This is a genomic window from Paenibacillus sp. FW126-R14, assembly GCF_058789495.1.
Genome location: NZ_JBYTBS010000043.1, coordinates 1 through 16,698, shown reverse-complemented (window position 1 = coordinate 16,698; position 16,698 = coordinate 1). Strand labels below are relative to the sequence as shown.

The window sequence follows — 16,698 nt, the reverse complement described above, 5'->3', positions numbered from 1 at the left end:
TAAAATGAATTCAGAGGTGAATGATCATGAAACGTATCGGCTTTATCGGACTTGGCACAATGGGTAAACCCATGGCTGCTAACCTTATTCAAAAAGGTTTTACGGTGACGGTTTATAATCGTACTATTGAAAAAGCGGACGAGCTGGCTCGTCTTGGCGCAGAAGTTGCCTCCACACCTGCCGAGGCTGCCCGCCATTCGGATGTACTTTTCACCATGCTCAGCAATGATGCCGCTTTGTTGGATATATTTTACGGCGAACATGGCATTCTGAGCGGTATTCATCCGTCTCTCACGATTATTGATTCCAGCACAGTTTCTCCCCAAACAAGCCAAAAGCTGGCCGAGGAGCTCGCCGCCCATTTCGTCGACTTCCTCGACGCGCCCGTTACAGGCAGCAAGCCTGCAGCCGAAGAAGGCTCGCTAACGTTCATGGTCGGCGGCAATCAGGAAGTGTTCGAAGAACATCAACAGCTGTTCCTCGCGATGGGCCGCAAAGCGCTTTATTTGGGCCCTTCCGGCTCCGGTTCCTATGCCAAGCTTGCCAACAATACGATGGTCGGCATCAATCTGGTCGGACTTGCCGAAGGCTTATCCATCGCTTCCAAAGCAGGGATTGACCTTGAGAGATTCCTGGACATCGTCCGCTCGGGCGGCGCAAACAGCAAAATGGTCGACCTCAAAGGCGATAAAATATTGAATCGCGATTTCAGCAACCAATTCTCCTTGAAGCTGATGCTCAAGGATCTCTTAATCGCTCAGGGACTGGCCAGCGAGTTTCAATTGCCCGCTCCCCTGCTGCAAACAACCGCCACCTTATTCCAGATGGGACTAAGCAAAGGCCTCGGCGATGAGGATATGAGCTCCGTCATCCAGTGCTATGAGGACTGGATGGGACAGCAGGTCGCTAATCCAAGCAAGCCTGCTGCCGCAGTTGAAGAGAAGCCGGCCTCGGCGCTCTCCGGTCGCGATCGCCGCCGGAACACGCGCGTGAAGCTGGACATCAACCTGAAGCTGTCCATCTATCAATGGGAGCAGGAAGGCTCCTTCTCCGGCCAAAACATCGACGGCACCCTCTTCGACCTGTCGGAGAGCGGACTGCAAATCACATCCGAAGCGCCGCTTGCCCCGGATATGTTCATCGTCATCCACTTCCCGCAGGAAGCGGAGCTTCCGCCAATCACCGCTCGCGTGATCCGGATCGAGTCCGAGGGCCGCAAGTTCCGGTACGGCTGTATGCTCTCCGGCCTTCCGCCGTATGTGCGGATTAAGCTGGAGAAGTATATTGATGAGCATATTGGGAATGCGGTTTAGGGCTTTCACAGCGAGTTATGTGGCGCTGCCAAATTAATATTGAATTGACGCGTGAAGCACACCGTCTTTCCCATTTGGGAGAGGCGGTTATTTTTTTGTTTGGAGGGGATTGGGTTGCGCTTTGAAAACGAACATGAAGCTTGGGTAGACTTCCATGAGAAGAAGCGTTCAGGGGAGCGGCTGCGCAGATTGCGGGAAGGGCGTGGACACGCCGGATCAAAAATAAGAAGACACGAGAATAAGAGTCCCATAGAGACTCTTATTCTCACAACTCACAATTGTCCGGACACTTTCCGCAGCTCGTTTGCCAAACGGTGAAACTCCGCTCTCGCATCTTCACTCTCAGTACTCGTCCAAGCAGCGGATAAGAACGCGATAATTTTATTCGCATCCTCTGCACTCATCATATACTCCCCTTTCACTTCAATGTGATCGAATCGTGTTAGATCGCTCCCTTCAATTATGCGAATCAATTTGTCCGCATACAGCGGATCGGTTGCGTAACCTGCACGCTGCAGCTTCTGACAGGCCAACCGGTAGTCGGGCTCGTACAGCACGTTGGCATATCTGGGATTTTGAGAGAGCAGGTACGCATGGTCGCGTATGCTGTCCGCCCAGCTGTCGTACGCTCTAAAACCGTCTACAACTTGGATCCATTTGCCGTTAATGAACTCCTGCGTCGCTAGCTGCTGCCCGCTCCCTTTGATGCCGAACAAATTGTTGCGTGGCGCGTGGCTTCCCCAACCGCTTTCCAAGATCGCCTGGGCTAATGTCACGCTGGCCAAAATGCCAAACTCCCGCATAGTCGCCTGTGCCGCAGGTGCAATTTGCAGGGTGAAGCTTTCCTTGCTCATAATCCTTCACCTTTGCTGCGAAGTACCTGAATCATCTGTTTCAAAAAGCTGGGCAGCGGCAGCCCTAACCGCCCGTAATTTTCAGTGATCGAAATAAACTCATTTGCCAAGTAAAAATAAATCGCCCCTGTCATCATTACATCTATGTTTAATAACAGGTCCATGCGGTGCGCCAACATGATGACGAGCAGCATCATCCCTTTGCGCGTAAGGCCCCAAAAGCCGACCTGACTGTTCAAACCGCGCTGCTCCTTCATAGAGGCGGCAATGCCTGTAACATAATCTACGGCGATTGCCATCAGAAAAAGGCCAAGCAATTCGGTCCACCCGCCGAAGGCATATGTCACGCACGCGCCAAGCGCGGCCAAAATCGAACTGAACATGAATTGGTTCATCGGTTTCGCTCCTTTCATTTGAGTTGGGAAAGAGAATGGTCGTCTTTTTAAAACATTTACCATGTTATGGCTGCCACTTCCTCTATGCAGTTTGCTGATTCGGCCGCTGTTTTTAGACGCCAGTACTTGCTGATGTTGGCGTTTTTGTGGGTGAGTGCGTCTGCGAAAAGCGACTTGAATTGTTCAATCGTATGAGGCTGGGGCGTACCGGATGCTTTCCACGTAATAGGATCTGCGGCTATGCCTGCTGCGATTGCGTTTAACGTACTGTTGAGATTTGTTTGGGCTTCGTAGTCGAAGTCGTAGGAGTGTTTTGAGCCTAGGGCGTTAGAGGTAAAGCCTGCCAGGATTGTTGTGTTGCAGGTGGTGTTGAGTTCTTCAGACTTTGATTGCTTCGACTGTGACAAAACTTGCTCCGGAGTCGGTTGCATCGCTTCCCAGGCGGATTGGAGTTGTTCCTCCGTTGGCTCGAGAGATTCTAGGTTCCATTTTGCAATGTAGGGACCTTGTCCGTCACTGTCGTCTTGGACGATGAAATCGGCTAAGGGCTTGGCATCTGGGTATAGATGCATGATTGCTTGTGCTATGTTCATGTGGGTTTCCTCCTTTATGCGATTCTTGTTACGGAAATAAATGAACTGGATCCTTCTGGGTTTGTTGAAACCGCTGAGGAACATGTGCCGTAGAATTCAGCAGTATCCCCCGTACCCAACCTAGCTTCAAATGACCCCATTATTTGTGGAAAGCCAACTGCACCACTAGTACTAATCGCTAGTGTTCCTATTCTAAGCGTATATGCTCCGTTCAAATAGTACTGTAATAAAAATGCCGAACCAGCAGAAATTGATACCAATTGAATGCTAACTGTAAACTTGTACATACCAGTAGATGGTGCTGTGAACTTACCATTTGTATCAAAGTTTCCAAGATTATCAAATGTTAGACCAGTAAAGTTTAGTTTTGTCGCAACGTTTGCTGTTAAATTTTGCGATATAACGTGACTCTTATGTCCTGCGGGTCTGGTTGATAGTGTGTTATCTCCCCAAGGGTTAAGAACACCGCTTACAGGAGCAATAATACTACCGTCATTGACGCTCTCCCCATTTGCACTTGTGACGCTTATTGTTCCTCTCTTGTGAATAATACCTCCTTGGGATGCATAAAAGGAATATGAGTTTCCGCTTCCTGTAGGATTATAGACACGGATGCGAGAAAGTGTATCGGCACACGCATAACTAAATTTGTTCGAGACCTGGCTTGAGTCTATGAACATATTAGATCCCCAAGCATGGAAACCATGAATCCCAGTCGCTGTCGCAATTGTATTGCAATACTGGAATCCTATAGCGTTACAATAAATCACTTCGTAATTGTGATTGCTTGTTGATGTCGTGCAAAATCCAATAATGGATACTGAGCAGGTATTACGCGATAAAAAGAAATTGTTGACGTTGACGTTTAAGCTAATTGTGTTATCTCCCTGTAAGGTGATTCCACCAGACCCAGTAAATCCGTTAACATTTACTGTCTCATTATAAGTACCAAAAGCAACGTTAATCGTTACCGTGTGGTTCACAACTTGCGGAATGCTGTTAACAGCTTTCATGATCGTCTTAAACGGTCTACCTGCGTTTCCATCGTTGTTATCCGCGCCGTTCGTACCATCGACGTACAACGTCACGTTTGCACTTGTCTTTTGCGGTACATTATATATTTGTCTAGCTAGAATTTCATTAGCACTAATACGTGCTTCTTGATCTGCTTGATTCATGGACAACGTATCGACAACGGTTTTTAGATTACTTCCAGTTTCCCCCCTCACTGCTTGAAGTTGAGCAGACAACAAGTATTGATCAAGTGCAATGTAAGAGACTTCATACGTTGCTGTAGGGTCGTAGTTCGATATGTTAGCGATAGTTGCTGCGCCCCCACCATACCAATAGGCAGTTGTATTATTGCTTGAAATCTGCCATGCGGGATCAAATCTTCCGTTTCTATATACTGCTAATATACGATTTGTTCTTTTTTTCAATGGCGATAGTGTGAATTGGTTAAGTTCTACAGATATCCCCGAAACAATGTCTGGAACTACCTTCTCACGTATAACTATCCCCTGTCCCACTTCAATCTGATTTAATCCCTCATGAAGTGTCATGCCACCTTCACTTTGTACTCCTTCAAACGTTGGCTTTGCTAGCTGATAGGTGAGTTTATAAGGCTTCCAGCCATTTGCGGCCGTAGTAGGTAGTGTCCCTGTAGAGCCTGCCCCCCCTAACACCGTATTATATCTCCAAAGTTTCGTTCCACTTTTATTGTAAGGTGTATTTCCTGTAGGATCATTGCTTGTATACATTGTCCACCCATGAAAGTAAGCTTGAACCTCTGCAGCGCTTGGGACATAACTTTCACCCCAACCGCTGTCCATATTGCCGACTAACACATACAAAAATCCCCCTCCGCCTACAGGGTCTAATACAAATGTGTCCGCCGTATTATTTCCTGCACCATCCCACTTTAAGACTTTCCCATCAAATTTAGTCATTATCTGATTGTACGCACTTGCAGATGCTACAGCGGCAGGGTAATTAGCCATTGAAATAATGACTCGTTTGAATCCTAAGTAATTGTTATTCCAACTCCAAGGTAAATTTCCATCCAGAACCCAATCCTTAAACCTTTTCTCTATATAGTATTTCCCGTCATTTTTAATTAACGAATCATATACTGAACCATCCGCACTAGATGCTAATTGTACGCTAGGAAATGCTAACATATTATCATTAACAGGTTTGAAAGGTTTAGCTGTTGTGCCAAGGTTAAGCATTGGATTAGTGAATGTGAATGTTCCTGCCGAAGTGTTCGAAAAGTCGGGAATCGTTCCATTGGCTGTGGTATTTGTAGCATGTATCCTTAGTGCAACCGCACTAGGTACAATTGTTAGTGAAACAGTTTGACCGCTTGTAACGATAAGTCTTGGAGCAACTACAGTACTTGTCGCATCCATTTGAGACAATCTATATATGCAGCCGGAACCATTACTAAATGTATAAGTTTCGCCAAACTTAACAGGAACTTCAATATAGCACATTGATTCACTAGATGTATCAGTTACGACAACTTGCAGCTTATAAGGTTCTATGAAGTTTTTTACACTGGTTGGCGGAAAGTAAGGAGCATCTATCCACTCATTGAAAGGCGGCAACAAGTTTTCCCCATACTTAATAGCATACGGAGCGGTTACATGCTTTACATCGTCTACGTACGGGTATTTTACTGAAATTTGCGCGTCTGTCATGCTGCCAAGTGCAGTGTATTCCACGGATGTAACTTCATAGATTCTAAACCCATCAGCGTAACCATATTGTCCTACAGGGGTCCCGTGAGCCCCATAAGCATAAATATAGGATAAACCTGTTGCAGGTGCTTGAAACTTAAGTGCTTTTGACTGATAACTCGCAGTTGTATTTGGTGTAGATTGAAGTAAGTTTCCGTTATAATTTACTTGTAACCCTACGCCTGTATTAACATTTCCATTTTTGAATTCCCCTACGACAACATAATACTTCCCTGGGGTAATTAAATTCGTGATGTCCTTAAAAAAGCCCGTAGGATTGGAAGCCGAAGTGCAAGTAAATTTAATAGCGTTGCTTCCGTATTTTTGATTTGCACTATCCAAAGAAAGAGTAGCCCCGAAATATTGCTCCCACCTCCCCACATCCTCACAATTCCCATCCCGCCCCAACAAATTAACCAGCGTTCGTCCCGTTATTCTCAAATTCTCCAACGGCGCACTCCTCGGCACATTCACAACCTGCAATCCATTAACCAAATTCACAGCCGTAGGCGAAGAATTACCCAACTGCCCCCCAACCTGCGCATCAATTCGATCCCAGTTATCATTCAACATGGTATTAATATCAAAAGTATCGTTCCCGTCCGTAGACGGGTTTTTCTTATAAAGCCCTAAATTCGTAGTCGTGCTCGGCATAGGCTTGCTTCCTCCTTTATAAAATGGGGATAAATGGCGCGAAGTCGGTCATTTTCCTCGTTTGCATGTCCTTGATGGTCATCGTTTGGTGAAGCTGATTGAGCAAAAAGTATTTGTACTGGTACACGACCTGCAAATGAGCGGGCTTGATCTCCTCAATGGCCGCCTTCAGGTCGGCCAAGTTCGGCGGCGTGCCGAGCGTGTCCACGAACCGCACGGTGAACTGATACGCAGCCGGCTGCTGCGTCACCTCAACCGTGCCGCGACTGTACGCGCTGGCCACGCTCTCGATCAGCTCGACGGTCACGGTTCCCACGCCGCGCAGCTTGGCGTTGATCACCGACCGGCGCTGATCTTCGGGCTTGCCCGGCACTGGCGCGATGCCGAGCTCGGCTTCCCAAACGTCGAGCCCCCACGTTGCGGAGCCGACGAAGAACTGCGCCAGTGTCTCCTCCAAGGAGACACGCAAAAGATCAAGCTCCGCGCCCTGCGCTTGCAGAATGCCATCCATGATCCGCGAGGTCTCATAGTAGCGGGGCAAATATCCCTTCATCCTGCCCCCACTCATACTCGCATTCATACCCGCATTCATGCTCATACTCATATCCACACTCGCCTCGCATTCATCCCCGAACTCATACTCCCGCTCTTTCTCGTACTCTTTCTCGCACTCATACCCGTATTCACACTCACAGCGTCACCGCCCCGATGACGGCAACTTGCCCAGCGCCGATCACAATGTTGGTCCCGCCGCCGTTCAACTGCAAACCGGCATAATCCTGCACACCCGGGGTATCCAGCAGCAAGGAGCCGATTCGCACATAACGCACATACGGATCCGCAGAGAACGCTATTTCGGCTAAATAGCTGCGAACAGTCGTCATAAAATCAGCTTTCACCTGCGCTAAGGTTCGACTCCCATTCAAAGTCACACTCGCAGAGATGCCAATCATGACCTCGGCAGCCGCAACGACGGTGACGGCCGCACCGATAGGCGCTTTGCCAATCAAAGGAGGCGCTGGATGGATGTATTGCTGCACAGCAGAGACAACGGAAGCCGAAGCGCTTCTTTTATCCGTACCGATGACAACAACTTTTACGGTACCCGGACCATTCCACAAAGGCAGTACTTGAGCCGCACCAACGCCTGCTACATCGAGCGCCCAGTTGAGATAATCCGCTTTATTCCCGCTTGTTCCAGGGGAGCGAACTTTTGCATAATAGCGGTTCAATAGTGCGGAATCGCCCTCCTTCTCTGCCCCGCCCGTCATAGCCCCAGCATTCGTCACTCCCGTAACTCCAGCTATAGGCGAAATCAACAGGCTGATTGCCCCACTGGGTACATTCCCCCCTGTCCCGCCATTCACAGCAGATGCCGGCACAACAACGCGCCCCGAGCCATCTACAACTCCCGCATCCTGCGTCTCAAAAATAATTGAAGCCGTCCCCTGATACGTATCCGCCATCGTTCCGATGCGTGTACCTTTAGGTACTACGGTGCCCGGAATTCCTGCAAACTCAACCATGCCAGCAGCCTTAACGGCCTCCTTGCGAAAAACACCATGCTCAGCACAACGCATATCCAAATAGGGGCCAAAGGTCGTCCCTGCAAAACCTCGCCGCAAAACTTCCTGCGACTGAATCGCCGCCTGTGCCAGCTCAATTGCTGCCGGAGCCAAAGCATCCCAAATGAACGACCCTTCCGATTGATCCCAATCGGACGAAAGCCGATCCAGCATTCGCCCGCGAATCGCTTCTTCGGTCTGCTCGGCCAAATAATCCGGTAAAATTGCCATATTAACTGATCACCACACTTCCCTTGATGTTCTTTTGCTCGCCTCGCACATTAGTGATTTCGCACTGAAACGAACACTCGTTATTTTTCCATTCAAATATAAAATGACGCACATCCGCCGTACGCGGATCGATTTTCAACGTCTCCGTCGTAATGCGTACGATTTCCATTTCATTCGCTTGACGTGACAAATGCCGGGCAACCAAGTCCTCATACTCCTGGCCATAAGCCCGTGAGTAGACTAAATGCGCATAGCGCTCCGTACGAAGCGCCTTTTGGCACCATTCCAGCCATGCTTCCGTATCTGTGCATTCGGCAATTCTCCCCGTTTGGGTCGTTACGAACTCACCAAGCGAATGGTTAAATTTAGGGCTGCGCCCGAACTTAACCGCACCCTTGCGCTTCTCTCCGACAAGTGCCCCGGTCCCAAACCCAACCTGCGGAAATAAATTTGGCATCTATTTCACCACCTTGCACAGGATCACAGCATCATTGCCGTCATTGATCGGAATTGCCAAGACGCGGTCGCCCGGCTTCAAACCATGCCGAAGCTCCAAACGCACATCTTCCACCTCGGACTTGCCAAAAGCAAATGTCCCCTGCCCTGTCACAGCAGTGTTTCCACTAGTCAAGCCTGTAACGGTTCCACCTAGTGTGAAAGCAGGCAGATGCAGCTTCGCCATCCAATCGGCCACATAATAATCGGCAAGCTCATGTTTAAAACGATCCAGCTTCAATCCGCCAGCCGTCATCGTTCCGAGTTCTGCAGGCATGCCTGCAACGGCTGCCGCAGCATGCCCCGACATTCGATTGTCCAGCGTAGTCGCGAGCTTTTTATACGGATTCATTCATGTAATACCTCCTTCTTACCAGCTCAGGGGTGCCAAGCTCCAACACCATCTTGCCGGGATCGCCCAGCTCATGCCGAACGGACATCGCAATCAGCTCCATCCCGCTTCCGGCCAAATCAACCTTATCGCCTGCGCGAATCGTATTAATATCCAGCGAAGTTACGCTGATCGTTTCCTGCACGCCTGAGAGCATAGCTTGCGCCGCCTCTTTGGCTTCGCTGACAGAGGTATAACTACTGTCCTGTACAATCTTCTGTAAGGTTCCTAGCTCAGCAAGCTCACCCTCTTCGACAGCCAATACTTGGGCAGAAGCACCCTCACCAATTTCTTTGGTGCCAAGCACCTTAACCTTGGTCACAGCGCCTTCGAGCGTTCTTTTCTGCATAATGCTGATCACATTCTCGCTGGGCTCCAACGACCAGACGACCTTGTTGCTGCCAATTTCCACGAGATCCAGTCCACTCACAGTCATGCGGGGGCGATACATCGGCCCGCCTTTTTTGGCTGTTTCCTTCAAATCTTTCATCATCATCCCGTAGATCGACTCCGCGCGATAAAGCGCCTTGGCCAGCTTAACTTCTGTGTCCGGCAGATTGCCATACCGAATGTTCCAATCATCCGCATACTTACGAATGCGCTCATTCGCCGTCATCCCCGCTGGGAACGCATATTCATCCTCGGATTTCGCCAAATAAATCGTTCTATCATACATCGTTACCGTCAGTCGGTCGCTTCGTTCGTAATGATTCTCACACTGCCAAACGACAGCGGGGTGAAGCAAATCCACCTGCTGCGTCGCCCTGAAGGGTACTCCTAATACACGAACCGCTTGACCAGGTTTCATTCCTGGGAAATCCGGTGACACGACGAGTGTCGCCTGAGCCCTGTAGGAGATCTCATCAAGTGCTTCCTCCAGCGTCAGTTCATAAATCAAATCCTGAAGGGCATACCGATCCTCCAGCCAAATATCATAAAGGCCAGCCATCCTCTTCGCTGTCATCCCGGCATCACCAACTCTTGATCAGGCTGAATCAAATCGGGATTATCGCCGATAACCCCACGATTCGCCTCATAAATTTCCCGCCAACGGCTGCCTGAGCCCAGATTCATTTTGGCAATAGCCCATAGAGAATCGCCCGGCTTAACCTTATACGTGGCTGGCAATGGTTTGATATCAGGCCTTGACTCCCCGCCTGGGCTTCCCATCCGCTCGTCCAGTGTCCTCACTTTATAGTCATTCCAAGTACGAAAGGTCACATCGAAATATACATCGCCAGGCTCCCCGCCTCTGAAACTGCTGTTGTGCGCCGATAGCATAACGAGTACATTTACCTGTGTTCCAGTAATACGGAGACGAAGCGGGTCCTGACTCTCCATCCATGTATTCAGGAGATTCATCGCTGTTTGGGGGTCTGGCAGCGGTTCATATTGGCAGTAGCTTGCATCATAATTTGCCGGAAAGAAGGAGGAGAAGGCAATCTCCTTCACCTTCACGCCCTGGGGAACATCCAGCTCGCCACCACGAATAATTGTGATCGTTTCGAAGCTTTTATCCCGGCGGATGTTCACTTCAGAGGGATTGACAGGGAAATGCAGCGTCAGCCCGCTCGGATCCTCCAGTGAGAAATCCATTTCCTGACTAGACATAATACATCCTTCCGTTCTCTGTGCGATTCTCCACCGCAGCGTTAATTTGCGAGACAATGTGATGCCCGATCGTCAGGGCTAATTGTTCCTCATTCACTTTCTCAGTTGGAAAATTGATCGTAATGCCATCCACCGTAATGCTATATTCTTGTGAAGGAGCAGAGCACCGGGAAGAACTGCTTCTATCCGAAGATTCGCTCTGCAAAGGATCCGCAGCCGCAGACTCGCGGCCGGCAGGCAGCAGATCCGTCTTGGACTCCTGATCCTGAGATATATCCTTATTCCCAAACAATTTATCATTCAAATAAGAGCCCGCTTTATCGCCGAGCCAACCGCCGACAATACCGCCAACGGCAGTCCCTACGCCTGGCAAAATGAATGAGCCAATTGCTGCCCCGAGTGCAGTACCCGCTGCACCTGAACCTGCTTGAATAGCTGCGGCCGCCTTATTGTCGGAGGTTAAAATATCTACGGCTGATAGTCCGATACCGAGCGGCTTCAACACTTTTCCACCCATTTTCAACAACTTAGAACCTTTCTTGAACAACTTGCCCAAGCGCCCTCCTTGCGAAGCTGCCGGATTTTCTTCCGGTATCGCATCGGCAGCAGCCGGTACTGGCGGATTTCCACGCGCTCTTTCCCTAGCTCTAGCTTTCTTTGCTGCTTTCTCAGCCTTGGACTTTCTTGCAGGTTCGGCACTACCTGTTTTTGTTTTGGTTTTACTGCCCGCTTTACTCTTCGTCTTCGAGCCAGCCTTGGGCCTGGTTTGCTGGGCCCCTTTGCATTTGCCCTTGCCTTTCGTGCAGCACTCCGTCTTGGCTCCTGCTCCCGACTTCGTTCCCTTACCCCCGCCGCTAAACAAGCCCTTCAAAGATTTGATGCTGGCTACAATGGATTTAACACTTTCCGCAAATGAGGCAAAGCTCTCGGATATCGACTTGATTCCCTCTGCAAAAATCTTGCAGCCTTCGCCAATCCCTTTGGCTCCTTCACCAATTGCTTTGAAACCTTCTCCAATTGCTTTGAAGCCTTCCCCGAAGCTTTTGAACGCTTCTCCAAAATCCTTGAGAATGGGTCCCAGCTTCTTCAATCGCTCAATCCAAATATCAATCGGATTAGTATCCGGCTTGGTCGTAATTGTAAGCATCGCGACGGATGCTGAGGCAGATGCCGAAGCCGAGGCCTCACCCGATCCTTTGGCCGCTACATCAACGGACAAAGTGCCTCCGAGACCCCTCAGCAAGTCTCTTAGCTGTTTCGCCGACTGAATCACCTGATCGTTCAAGATCAGCTTCAAATCCACCTTCGTATGCCCCAAATCAGCCAATTGCAGCAGCAGCCGGTCAATCACGAAGGAGAAATAATCCCTGATCGCAATCGTCGGTCTCGCGGTAATCTGGCTTAATCTTGCGCTGGCCTCAGCAGCCTTGCCAAACCTATCTTCCAGGCGCCTCGTCGATGCGCCCGTCCGGTCCACCATACTGCGCAAACGGTCCTGCGCAGCCATCATTTTGGCCATATTGCCAACTATCGCTGTATCGCTCATTCCTCTCACCTCCTTGCGCGCTCACGCTCACGCTCGCGCTGCTGATCTTGTTCCAGCTCGAGCTCCAAGCTGGCGAGCAAGAACAGCTGCTCACCGCGAGGCAGCTTCCAGAATGCTCCGGGGCGCAGATGGTGACGCGTCCACATCGCATGGAGCATCGCCGGGAGCCCCCCGGAGGCAATTAGTTTTTTACTTCATCCAGCGTTGTGTTGAAACCGCTCAGATCCAGCACTTCATCCCCAAGCGCGGACAGCTCGCCTGCGAGCAAAATCCGCTTGATCACTTCCTCGCCGGAGCTGGCCTGATACTTCGTCAGCAGCCTCGAGTCCCCCCAGTTGGGGGACACGGTGGCGGCGGCAATCAGCGCGACGTTGAACTGCTCTTCGTCCAATCGGTCCGTTTGCACACCCCGGCGGTCCGAACGTTCCGTGCAGCGCTCACGAAGCGCAAACACCTGTTTCCCGGTTAATCCGCGCAAAATAATCGGGACGCCGACCCTCGAAAGGGTCACCGTTTTTTCTGGCAATTGATCCGCGCCGAGCAGCTTTTGCAAAATTTGTTCATCCGTTAACATAATCGAGTTCCTCCTCTTTTAAATAGCCTTGATCGGGTCATTCAGTGTATAGCCTTCAAATGTGAAAGCAACCTCTTCTTTGACTTCCTCACCGGCCGTCCAATTCGCCAGCTGAAGCTTGTCCAGCATGACATTATTCAAGGTAATCCGCTCAAAACCATAGGCATCGGGATCGTTTAATTTGGAAACGAGACTGAATTTATCGAATCCGCGGGCAAGCATATCGCTGGTCACTTTGAACCCGCTCATCGTCCCCGTTCCCTTCATTGCGCCTTTCTTGTGGCGTACCCAAGGGTCACCAGCCAGGTTTAATTCTTTCTTCTGAATTTCCACATTGGCTTCCAAGTGGTTAAAATTCGTCTGCCATACGCCTGCAATAAATACTTGACCATATGTCCCTAAAATAACTCTGCTTGCATCTAAGCTCATCGCTAGTCCCCCTTAATTTACGGTAAATGTGCCAAAAATTTGTTCCATCACATCTGTCAGCTTCGCTTCCCACTTGATGTACACTTGGTCGGCAGCCGGTGCCAGCACAGAGCCTGTACCATAATAGGCCGGATTCAAGTACACATTGAAATTGGCGGCTTCAATCACCCCAGCTTGAGCCAGTGTCTGCATATACTGCTTAGCCGCTTCCACCAGCGCCAGCCTCCCTTCTTCTGTGTTGTTTACCTTGCCGATATAGCTGTCTTCCGCTGTGCGGAGCAAATCGTTGTTAATCGTATCCATTACACGAATGGTGCGGATTTTTTTCCAAGCCGCGCTCTGTCCCTGACGCAAGCTGACCAAAGCATTCATCCCGCGAAGCGCCTTCACTTTCTGACCGTCATGGTACAAAAGGAAGACCCCGTTCTTCACAGCCGTTTCCTGCTCGCTTCGTGTCCAGCGGCGTGTCACGTCACTGAATGGCGCTGCCGCATAGGTCGTGGATTCACTCAATTTCTGACCCGCGATGAGGCCGGCGACATAGGCGGAAATATAGGCTGAGCTATAGCTCGTCCCTGCCAAAATCGCCCCAGCTCCCACATTCACGATCGCTTCATGATTAAAAGCTGCGCTTCGCGCTGATGCCCGGTTGACCGCATCGGCGGCGATATCGTCGGCGGCTGAACCGCCCAGCACCGTTACAATGCCTCTGCCTTCGCTGCGCAAACGCGTCGTCCATGCAACTGTCGAAGCTTGAATGCTCGCATCCGATACCCCATCCAGCGCTAAAACATGAAACTGCTGGGTTTCAAGCGCGCTGAGCGCATTCACATAATCTGTGGAAGCGATGCTGCTGATACCCGAGTTGCCCCCTGTTAATGCGCTGCCTGCAACCGGAGCGAGTGTGCCATTCCCTGGAGCAAGCACTGATGCTGTCAGCCATACGTTGCCGGCATCCTGATTCATCGCATCTGCTGCCGCTTGGATGGTGCTGCCGGAGAACGTGAACACCTTCAGAACTGCTGTGCCTTCAAGCAGCTTGAGATCTTTTTTGGTCCCATCCACCGCATTCGTCTGTACGATGACAGAGAAGTTATTGCCCCGTGTACCCTCGTATTTGGCGGTAAGCTTTAGCACATTAGCCGATGCCGAGTCCTTCAGGGTTACACTAGCTTTGGCCGCTGCCGTATCCGCGATCCGGTAAGCGAGCAGCTTTTTCGGCTTGCCGAGCAACGCCAGCTTCAACACAACCGGCGCAGTCGCCGCATCCCCTTGATCAACCCCATAAGCATCATAGATGCCTTGCTCACTTGTAATTTCCACAAACTGCCGCACCGCGCCCCAGTTCGCCTTCACCGGGATAGCTACTACGCCTTGCCCGCCAGGCTCAATAGCGCTTAACGCCGCCGCTTCAAAATTCATATAAAATCCCGGTAATACCGGCCGATCCGTCCCGCTCCAAGTTCCACCTGCCATTATGCAAGCACCTTCCTTTGTAAAAAGTTATGAATACGTTGATTCGCTGCTTCAACCGTAAATTCGTTCTCTTCGCAGCCATGCAGCGCACCGATTAGCACTTCCGGCGTACAATTAAACAACGCTTTGGAATGCGCCATTAATTCCTCTTTGGCATACATCGCAACTTCCTCCGAATTGCCGATTGATTGAGTCTTGCTTTGTCTCAAAATCCATCACCTCATTGTTAAATTTGCGTTTCTATGTGCATTTCAGCCATAAGCGGCATTGAAACTTGCGGAGTCGCAGCACCGCCCGTTAACGTCACGGTCATCACCCCCGTGGACAAATCGCCTGAGCGCGTCGCAGTTTGCGCATCCAGCACCGTCAACCACCTGCCGCCCAGCCCTCCCAGCGGCAATTTCGCCTGCTCCGCCAATCCCAGCATCAGCAGCTGCGCTGCCAACTGGTATTCGCTTGCCGACCTGGCGGCTATTTGTCCGACGAACTGCTTGGACAGCTGAGGAGCGCCTCTCGTCACTGCTGCGCTGTGCCAGCCTGTACATTGCCACGAGACCGCCGGGCGGCAGGTTCCGTTAAATCCGCGATAGACGCGCCACTGCAAGCCAAGCACGGATTCTGTGTATTGCGAAATGGTTTCGAGCCACGATTCGGCGACAGGCATCACCTGCTTAAGCAGTAGGACGGCTTTCATGGAGCATCTGCCTTCTGCATCGAAAGCCTGGACGGCAGGCAGCGCTGTAATCTGCGCCGTGTACAGGCCGCCATCCACATCAATAACGCCTTCTGCCGGCTCCAGTAACTTGCCAATGATGCGCCAAATCCTTTCTTGCGCTCCTTCGGAAGACTCACTCCTGACCAGCAAGCTCAGCTTGCGCCAGCTGCCCGGCGCGTCGAGTTTAAATTCGGCGCTGCCTCCTGCGTGACAAAGTGCAACAGACTCAACAAGATGCTGCGATTCGCTATCCACGAGCAGATCGGAGCCGAGTACTCCCTCTCCTTTCCCTTGCAAAAACAACGCCAATTGTTTGGCCATGTTACTCATTCATTCTCTCACCTCCTTTCCAACAGTGATCCGTAAATGTTTTGAAATTCAAAACATTTTTTTCTTTATCAAAACCACTCCTTCGCCTCTGTTCTCCATAAGCCTTGCGTGAGGGCCTTCGGAGCTTAATCACTCCTCCGTTTTTCCAGCAGCATCACCGCCTTCTTGGTCTATGCAACGATCTTACCATGCCTGACAGCGGATGAGTTGCCAACAAGCGGCCAACCGCTGCAGCTAGCCAAGCGTTCGAACCACTTCTGCCCGCAGCATGTAGGCGAGCTTCTCCATCGCGCGTGATTTCACCCTTCGATAGGTGCGCTCGCTCATATTAACCTCATAGCATAGCAGGTAGTCCAATATTTTCTCCTTCTGCAAATAACGTCTCCGTACAATCTCCTGCTCCTGCTCGTCCAGCCGCGTCAACGCCTGCTCAACCTCGGCACTTAAAAGAGCAGTCTGCTCTTCAGAAGCAGAACCGGCTCTATATTCGGCCGGGTTCTCCGCCACGCGGTACTCATGCGGCCTGCTGCTCTCTCTGCGCACACCTCCGAGCGTTTGATACAAACGAACCGTTTCGAGCAGACCTTCCACCTTTTTCCGAGTAGCCCGCTTGTCCATCTGTTCCCCCTCTATGTGTAACATTTGTTCCAGCATCGAGATCATCTCCCAAAATTTGTCGTTTTGAAATACTAAACAAATCATACTCTAAACTTGTTTCGTATTTCAATACAAAAGTTTTGAAAGACAAAAAACCTCTTGTTTTTTATACCTATAAGCATTTACAA

General features: G+C 50.4%; 19 protein-coding genes. 1 reads left to right on the top strand and 18 read right to left on the bottom strand.

Annotated elements, in window-relative coordinates; genetic code table 11:
• Nucleotides 1-20: 20 nt before the first annotated feature.
• Nucleotides 21-1,313, top strand: a complete 1,293-nt coding sequence (locus AC3WRW_RS23335) for an NAD(P)-binding domain-containing protein (protein WP_492548676.1) — start codon at nucleotides 21-23, stop codon at nucleotides 1,311-1,313.
• Nucleotides 1,314-1,585: 272 nt separating this feature from the next.
• On the opposite strand, the gene AC3WRW_RS23330 is transcribed toward AC3WRW_RS23335, so the two are convergent.
• From AC3WRW_RS23330 to AC3WRW_RS23245, 18 genes are all read right to left on the bottom strand, one after another.
• Entirely contained in the window at nucleotides 1,586-2,167 is a 582-nt protein-coding gene (locus AC3WRW_RS23330; RefSeq protein WP_492548675.1) for a glycoside hydrolase family 73 protein, read from the bottom strand.
• Nucleotides 2,164-2,580 carry a phage holin family protein gene (locus AC3WRW_RS23325; RefSeq protein ID WP_492548674.1) on the bottom strand — a complete coding sequence of 139 codons (417 nt, stop codon included), beginning with the start codon at nucleotides 2,578-2,580 and terminating at the stop codon, nucleotides 2,164-2,166. Before AC3WRW_RS23325 ends, AC3WRW_RS23330 begins: the two co-directional genes overlap by 4 nt.
• 38 nt (nucleotides 2,581-2,618) lie before the next feature.
• Entirely contained in the window at nucleotides 2,619-3,155 is a 537-nt protein-coding gene (locus AC3WRW_RS23320; RefSeq protein WP_492548673.1) for an XkdW family protein, read from the bottom strand.
• 14 nt (nucleotides 3,156-3,169) lie between these two features.
• Nucleotides 3,170-6,550, bottom strand: coding sequence for a hypothetical protein (locus tag AC3WRW_RS23315; RefSeq protein ID WP_492548672.1), 3,381 nt, complete (start codon nucleotides 6,548-6,550; stop codon nucleotides 3,170-3,172).
• A 16-nt stretch (nucleotides 6,551-6,566) separates the two neighbouring features.
• Nucleotides 6,567-7,103: a YmfQ family protein gene (locus AC3WRW_RS23310; protein WP_492548671.1), complete on the bottom strand. Its 537-nt coding sequence runs from the start codon at nucleotides 7,101-7,103 to the stop codon at nucleotides 6,567-6,569.
• Nucleotides 7,104-7,239: 136 nt separating this feature from the next.
• Entirely contained in the window at nucleotides 7,240-8,346 is a 1,107-nt protein-coding gene (locus AC3WRW_RS23305; protein WP_492548670.1) for a baseplate J/gp47 family protein, read from the bottom strand.
• 1 nt (nucleotide 8,347) lies between these two features.
• Nucleotides 8,348-8,803: a DUF2634 domain-containing protein gene (locus tag AC3WRW_RS23300; RefSeq protein ID WP_492548669.1), complete on the bottom strand. Its 456-nt coding sequence runs from the start codon at nucleotides 8,801-8,803 to the stop codon at nucleotides 8,348-8,350.
• Nucleotides 8,804-9,193: a hypothetical protein gene (locus AC3WRW_RS23295; RefSeq protein ID WP_492548668.1), complete on the bottom strand. Its 390-nt coding sequence runs from the start codon at nucleotides 9,191-9,193 to the stop codon at nucleotides 8,804-8,806.
• Complete coding sequence (locus AC3WRW_RS23290; protein ID WP_492548667.1) at nucleotides 9,180-10,196, bottom strand: XkdQ/YqbQ family protein; 1,017 nt, start codon at nucleotides 10,194-10,196, stop codon at nucleotides 9,180-9,182. Before AC3WRW_RS23290 ends, AC3WRW_RS23295 begins: the two co-directional genes overlap by 14 nt.
• Nucleotides 10,193-10,828, bottom strand: coding sequence for a LysM peptidoglycan-binding domain-containing protein (locus AC3WRW_RS23285; protein WP_492548723.1), 636 nt, complete (start codon nucleotides 10,826-10,828; stop codon nucleotides 10,193-10,195). The genes AC3WRW_RS23290 and AC3WRW_RS23285 overlap by 4 nt, the downstream gene beginning before the upstream one ends.
• Nucleotides 10,829-10,835: 7 nt before the next feature.
• On the bottom strand, nucleotides 10,836-12,389 hold the full coding sequence (locus AC3WRW_RS23280) for a glycine zipper domain-containing protein (protein WP_492548666.1): 1,554 nt from the start codon (nucleotides 12,387-12,389) through the stop codon (nucleotides 10,836-10,838).
• Nucleotides 12,390-12,394: 5 nt separating this feature from the next.
• A complete protein-coding gene (locus AC3WRW_RS23275) occupies nucleotides 12,395-12,547 on the bottom strand; it encodes a hypothetical protein (RefSeq protein ID WP_492548665.1) in 153 nt (50 codons plus the stop codon).
• A gap of 23 nt (nucleotides 12,548-12,570) precedes the next feature.
• Nucleotides 12,571-12,963 (bottom strand): phage tail assembly chaperone, encoded by a 393-nt coding sequence (locus AC3WRW_RS23270; RefSeq protein ID WP_492548664.1) that lies wholly within the window; start codon nucleotides 12,961-12,963, stop codon nucleotides 12,571-12,573.
• Nucleotides 12,964-12,981: 18 nt separating this feature from the next.
• Nucleotides 12,982-13,392 carry a phage tail tube protein gene (locus AC3WRW_RS23265; protein ID WP_492548663.1) on the bottom strand — a complete coding sequence of 137 codons (411 nt, stop codon included), beginning with the start codon at nucleotides 13,390-13,392 and terminating at the stop codon, nucleotides 12,982-12,984.
• Nucleotides 13,393-13,404: 12 nt separating this feature from the next.
• Complete coding sequence (locus AC3WRW_RS23260; protein ID WP_492548662.1) at nucleotides 13,405-14,868, bottom strand: phage tail sheath subtilisin-like domain-containing protein; 1,464 nt, start codon at nucleotides 14,866-14,868, stop codon at nucleotides 13,405-13,407.
• Entirely contained in the window at nucleotides 14,868-15,077 is a 210-nt protein-coding gene (locus AC3WRW_RS23255; RefSeq protein ID WP_492548661.1) for a YqzN/YkzM domain-containing protein, read from the bottom strand. The genes AC3WRW_RS23260 and AC3WRW_RS23255 overlap by 1 nt, the downstream gene beginning before the upstream one ends.
• A gap of 17 nt (nucleotides 15,078-15,094) precedes the next feature.
• Complete coding sequence (locus tag AC3WRW_RS23250; RefSeq protein ID WP_492548660.1) at nucleotides 15,095-15,913, bottom strand: minor capsid protein; 819 nt, start codon at nucleotides 15,911-15,913, stop codon at nucleotides 15,095-15,097.
• A gap of 234 nt (nucleotides 15,914-16,147) precedes the next feature.
• A complete protein-coding gene (locus AC3WRW_RS23245) occupies nucleotides 16,148-16,567 on the bottom strand; it encodes an ArpU family phage packaging/lysis transcriptional regulator (protein WP_492548659.1) in 420 nt (139 codons plus the stop codon).
• Between the last annotated feature and the right edge of the window lie 131 nt (nucleotides 16,568-16,698).

Coding starts and splice junctions, on each gene's coding strand:
- AC3WRW_RS23335 (WP_492548676.1), top strand. CDS start 21: ATGATCATGAAACGTATCGGCTTTATCGGACTTGGCACAATGGGTAAA.
- AC3WRW_RS23330 (WP_492548675.1), bottom strand. CDS start 2,167: ATGAGCAAGGAAAGCTTCACCCTGCAAATTGCACCTGCGGCACAGGCG.
- AC3WRW_RS23325 (WP_492548674.1), bottom strand. CDS start 2,580: ATGAAAGGAGCGAAACCGATGAACCAATTCATGTTCAGTTCGATTTTG.
- AC3WRW_RS23320 (WP_492548673.1), bottom strand. CDS start 3,155: ATGAACATAGCACAAGCAATCATGCATCTATACCCAGATGCCAAGCCC.
- AC3WRW_RS23315 (WP_492548672.1), bottom strand. CDS start 6,550: ATGCCGAGCACGACTACGAATTTAGGGCTTTATAAGAAAAACCCGTCT.
- AC3WRW_RS23310 (WP_492548671.1), bottom strand. CDS start 7,103: ATGAAGGGATATTTGCCCCGCTACTATGAGACCTCGCGGATCATGGAT.
- AC3WRW_RS23305 (WP_492548670.1), bottom strand. CDS start 8,346: ATGGCAATTTTACCGGATTATTTGGCCGAGCAGACCGAAGAAGCGATT.
- AC3WRW_RS23300 (WP_492548669.1), bottom strand. CDS start 8,803: ATGCCAAATTTATTTCCGCAGGTTGGGTTTGGGACCGGGGCACTTGTC.
- AC3WRW_RS23295 (WP_492548668.1), bottom strand. CDS start 9,193: ATGAATCCGTATAAAAAGCTCGCGACTACGCTGGACAATCGAATGTCG.
- AC3WRW_RS23290 (WP_492548667.1), bottom strand. CDS start 10,196: ATGACAGCGAAGAGGATGGCTGGCCTTTATGATATTTGGCTGGAGGAT.
- AC3WRW_RS23285 (WP_492548723.1), bottom strand. CDS start 10,828: ATGGATTTCTCACTGGAGGATCCGAGCGGGCTGACGCTGCATTTCCCT.
- AC3WRW_RS23280 (WP_492548666.1), bottom strand. CDS start 12,389: ATGAGCGATACAGCGATAGTTGGCAATATGGCCAAAATGATGGCTGCG.
- AC3WRW_RS23275 (WP_492548665.1), bottom strand. CDS start 12,547: ATGCTCCATGCGATGTGGACGCGTCACCATCTGCGCCCCGGAGCATTC.
- AC3WRW_RS23270 (WP_492548664.1), bottom strand. CDS start 12,963: ATGTTAACGGATGAACAAATTTTGCAAAAGCTGCTCGGCGCGGATCAA.
- AC3WRW_RS23265 (WP_492548663.1), bottom strand. CDS start 13,392: ATGAGCTTAGATGCAAGCAGAGTTATTTTAGGGACATATGGTCAAGTA.
- AC3WRW_RS23260 (WP_492548662.1), bottom strand. CDS start 14,868: ATGGCAGGTGGAACTTGGAGCGGGACGGATCGGCCGGTATTACCGGGA.
- AC3WRW_RS23250 (WP_492548660.1), bottom strand. CDS start 15,913: ATGAGTAACATGGCCAAACAATTGGCGTTGTTTTTGCAAGGGAAAGGA.
- AC3WRW_RS23245 (WP_492548659.1), bottom strand. CDS start 16,567: ATGCTGGAACAAATGTTACACATAGAGGGGGAACAGATGGACAAGCGG.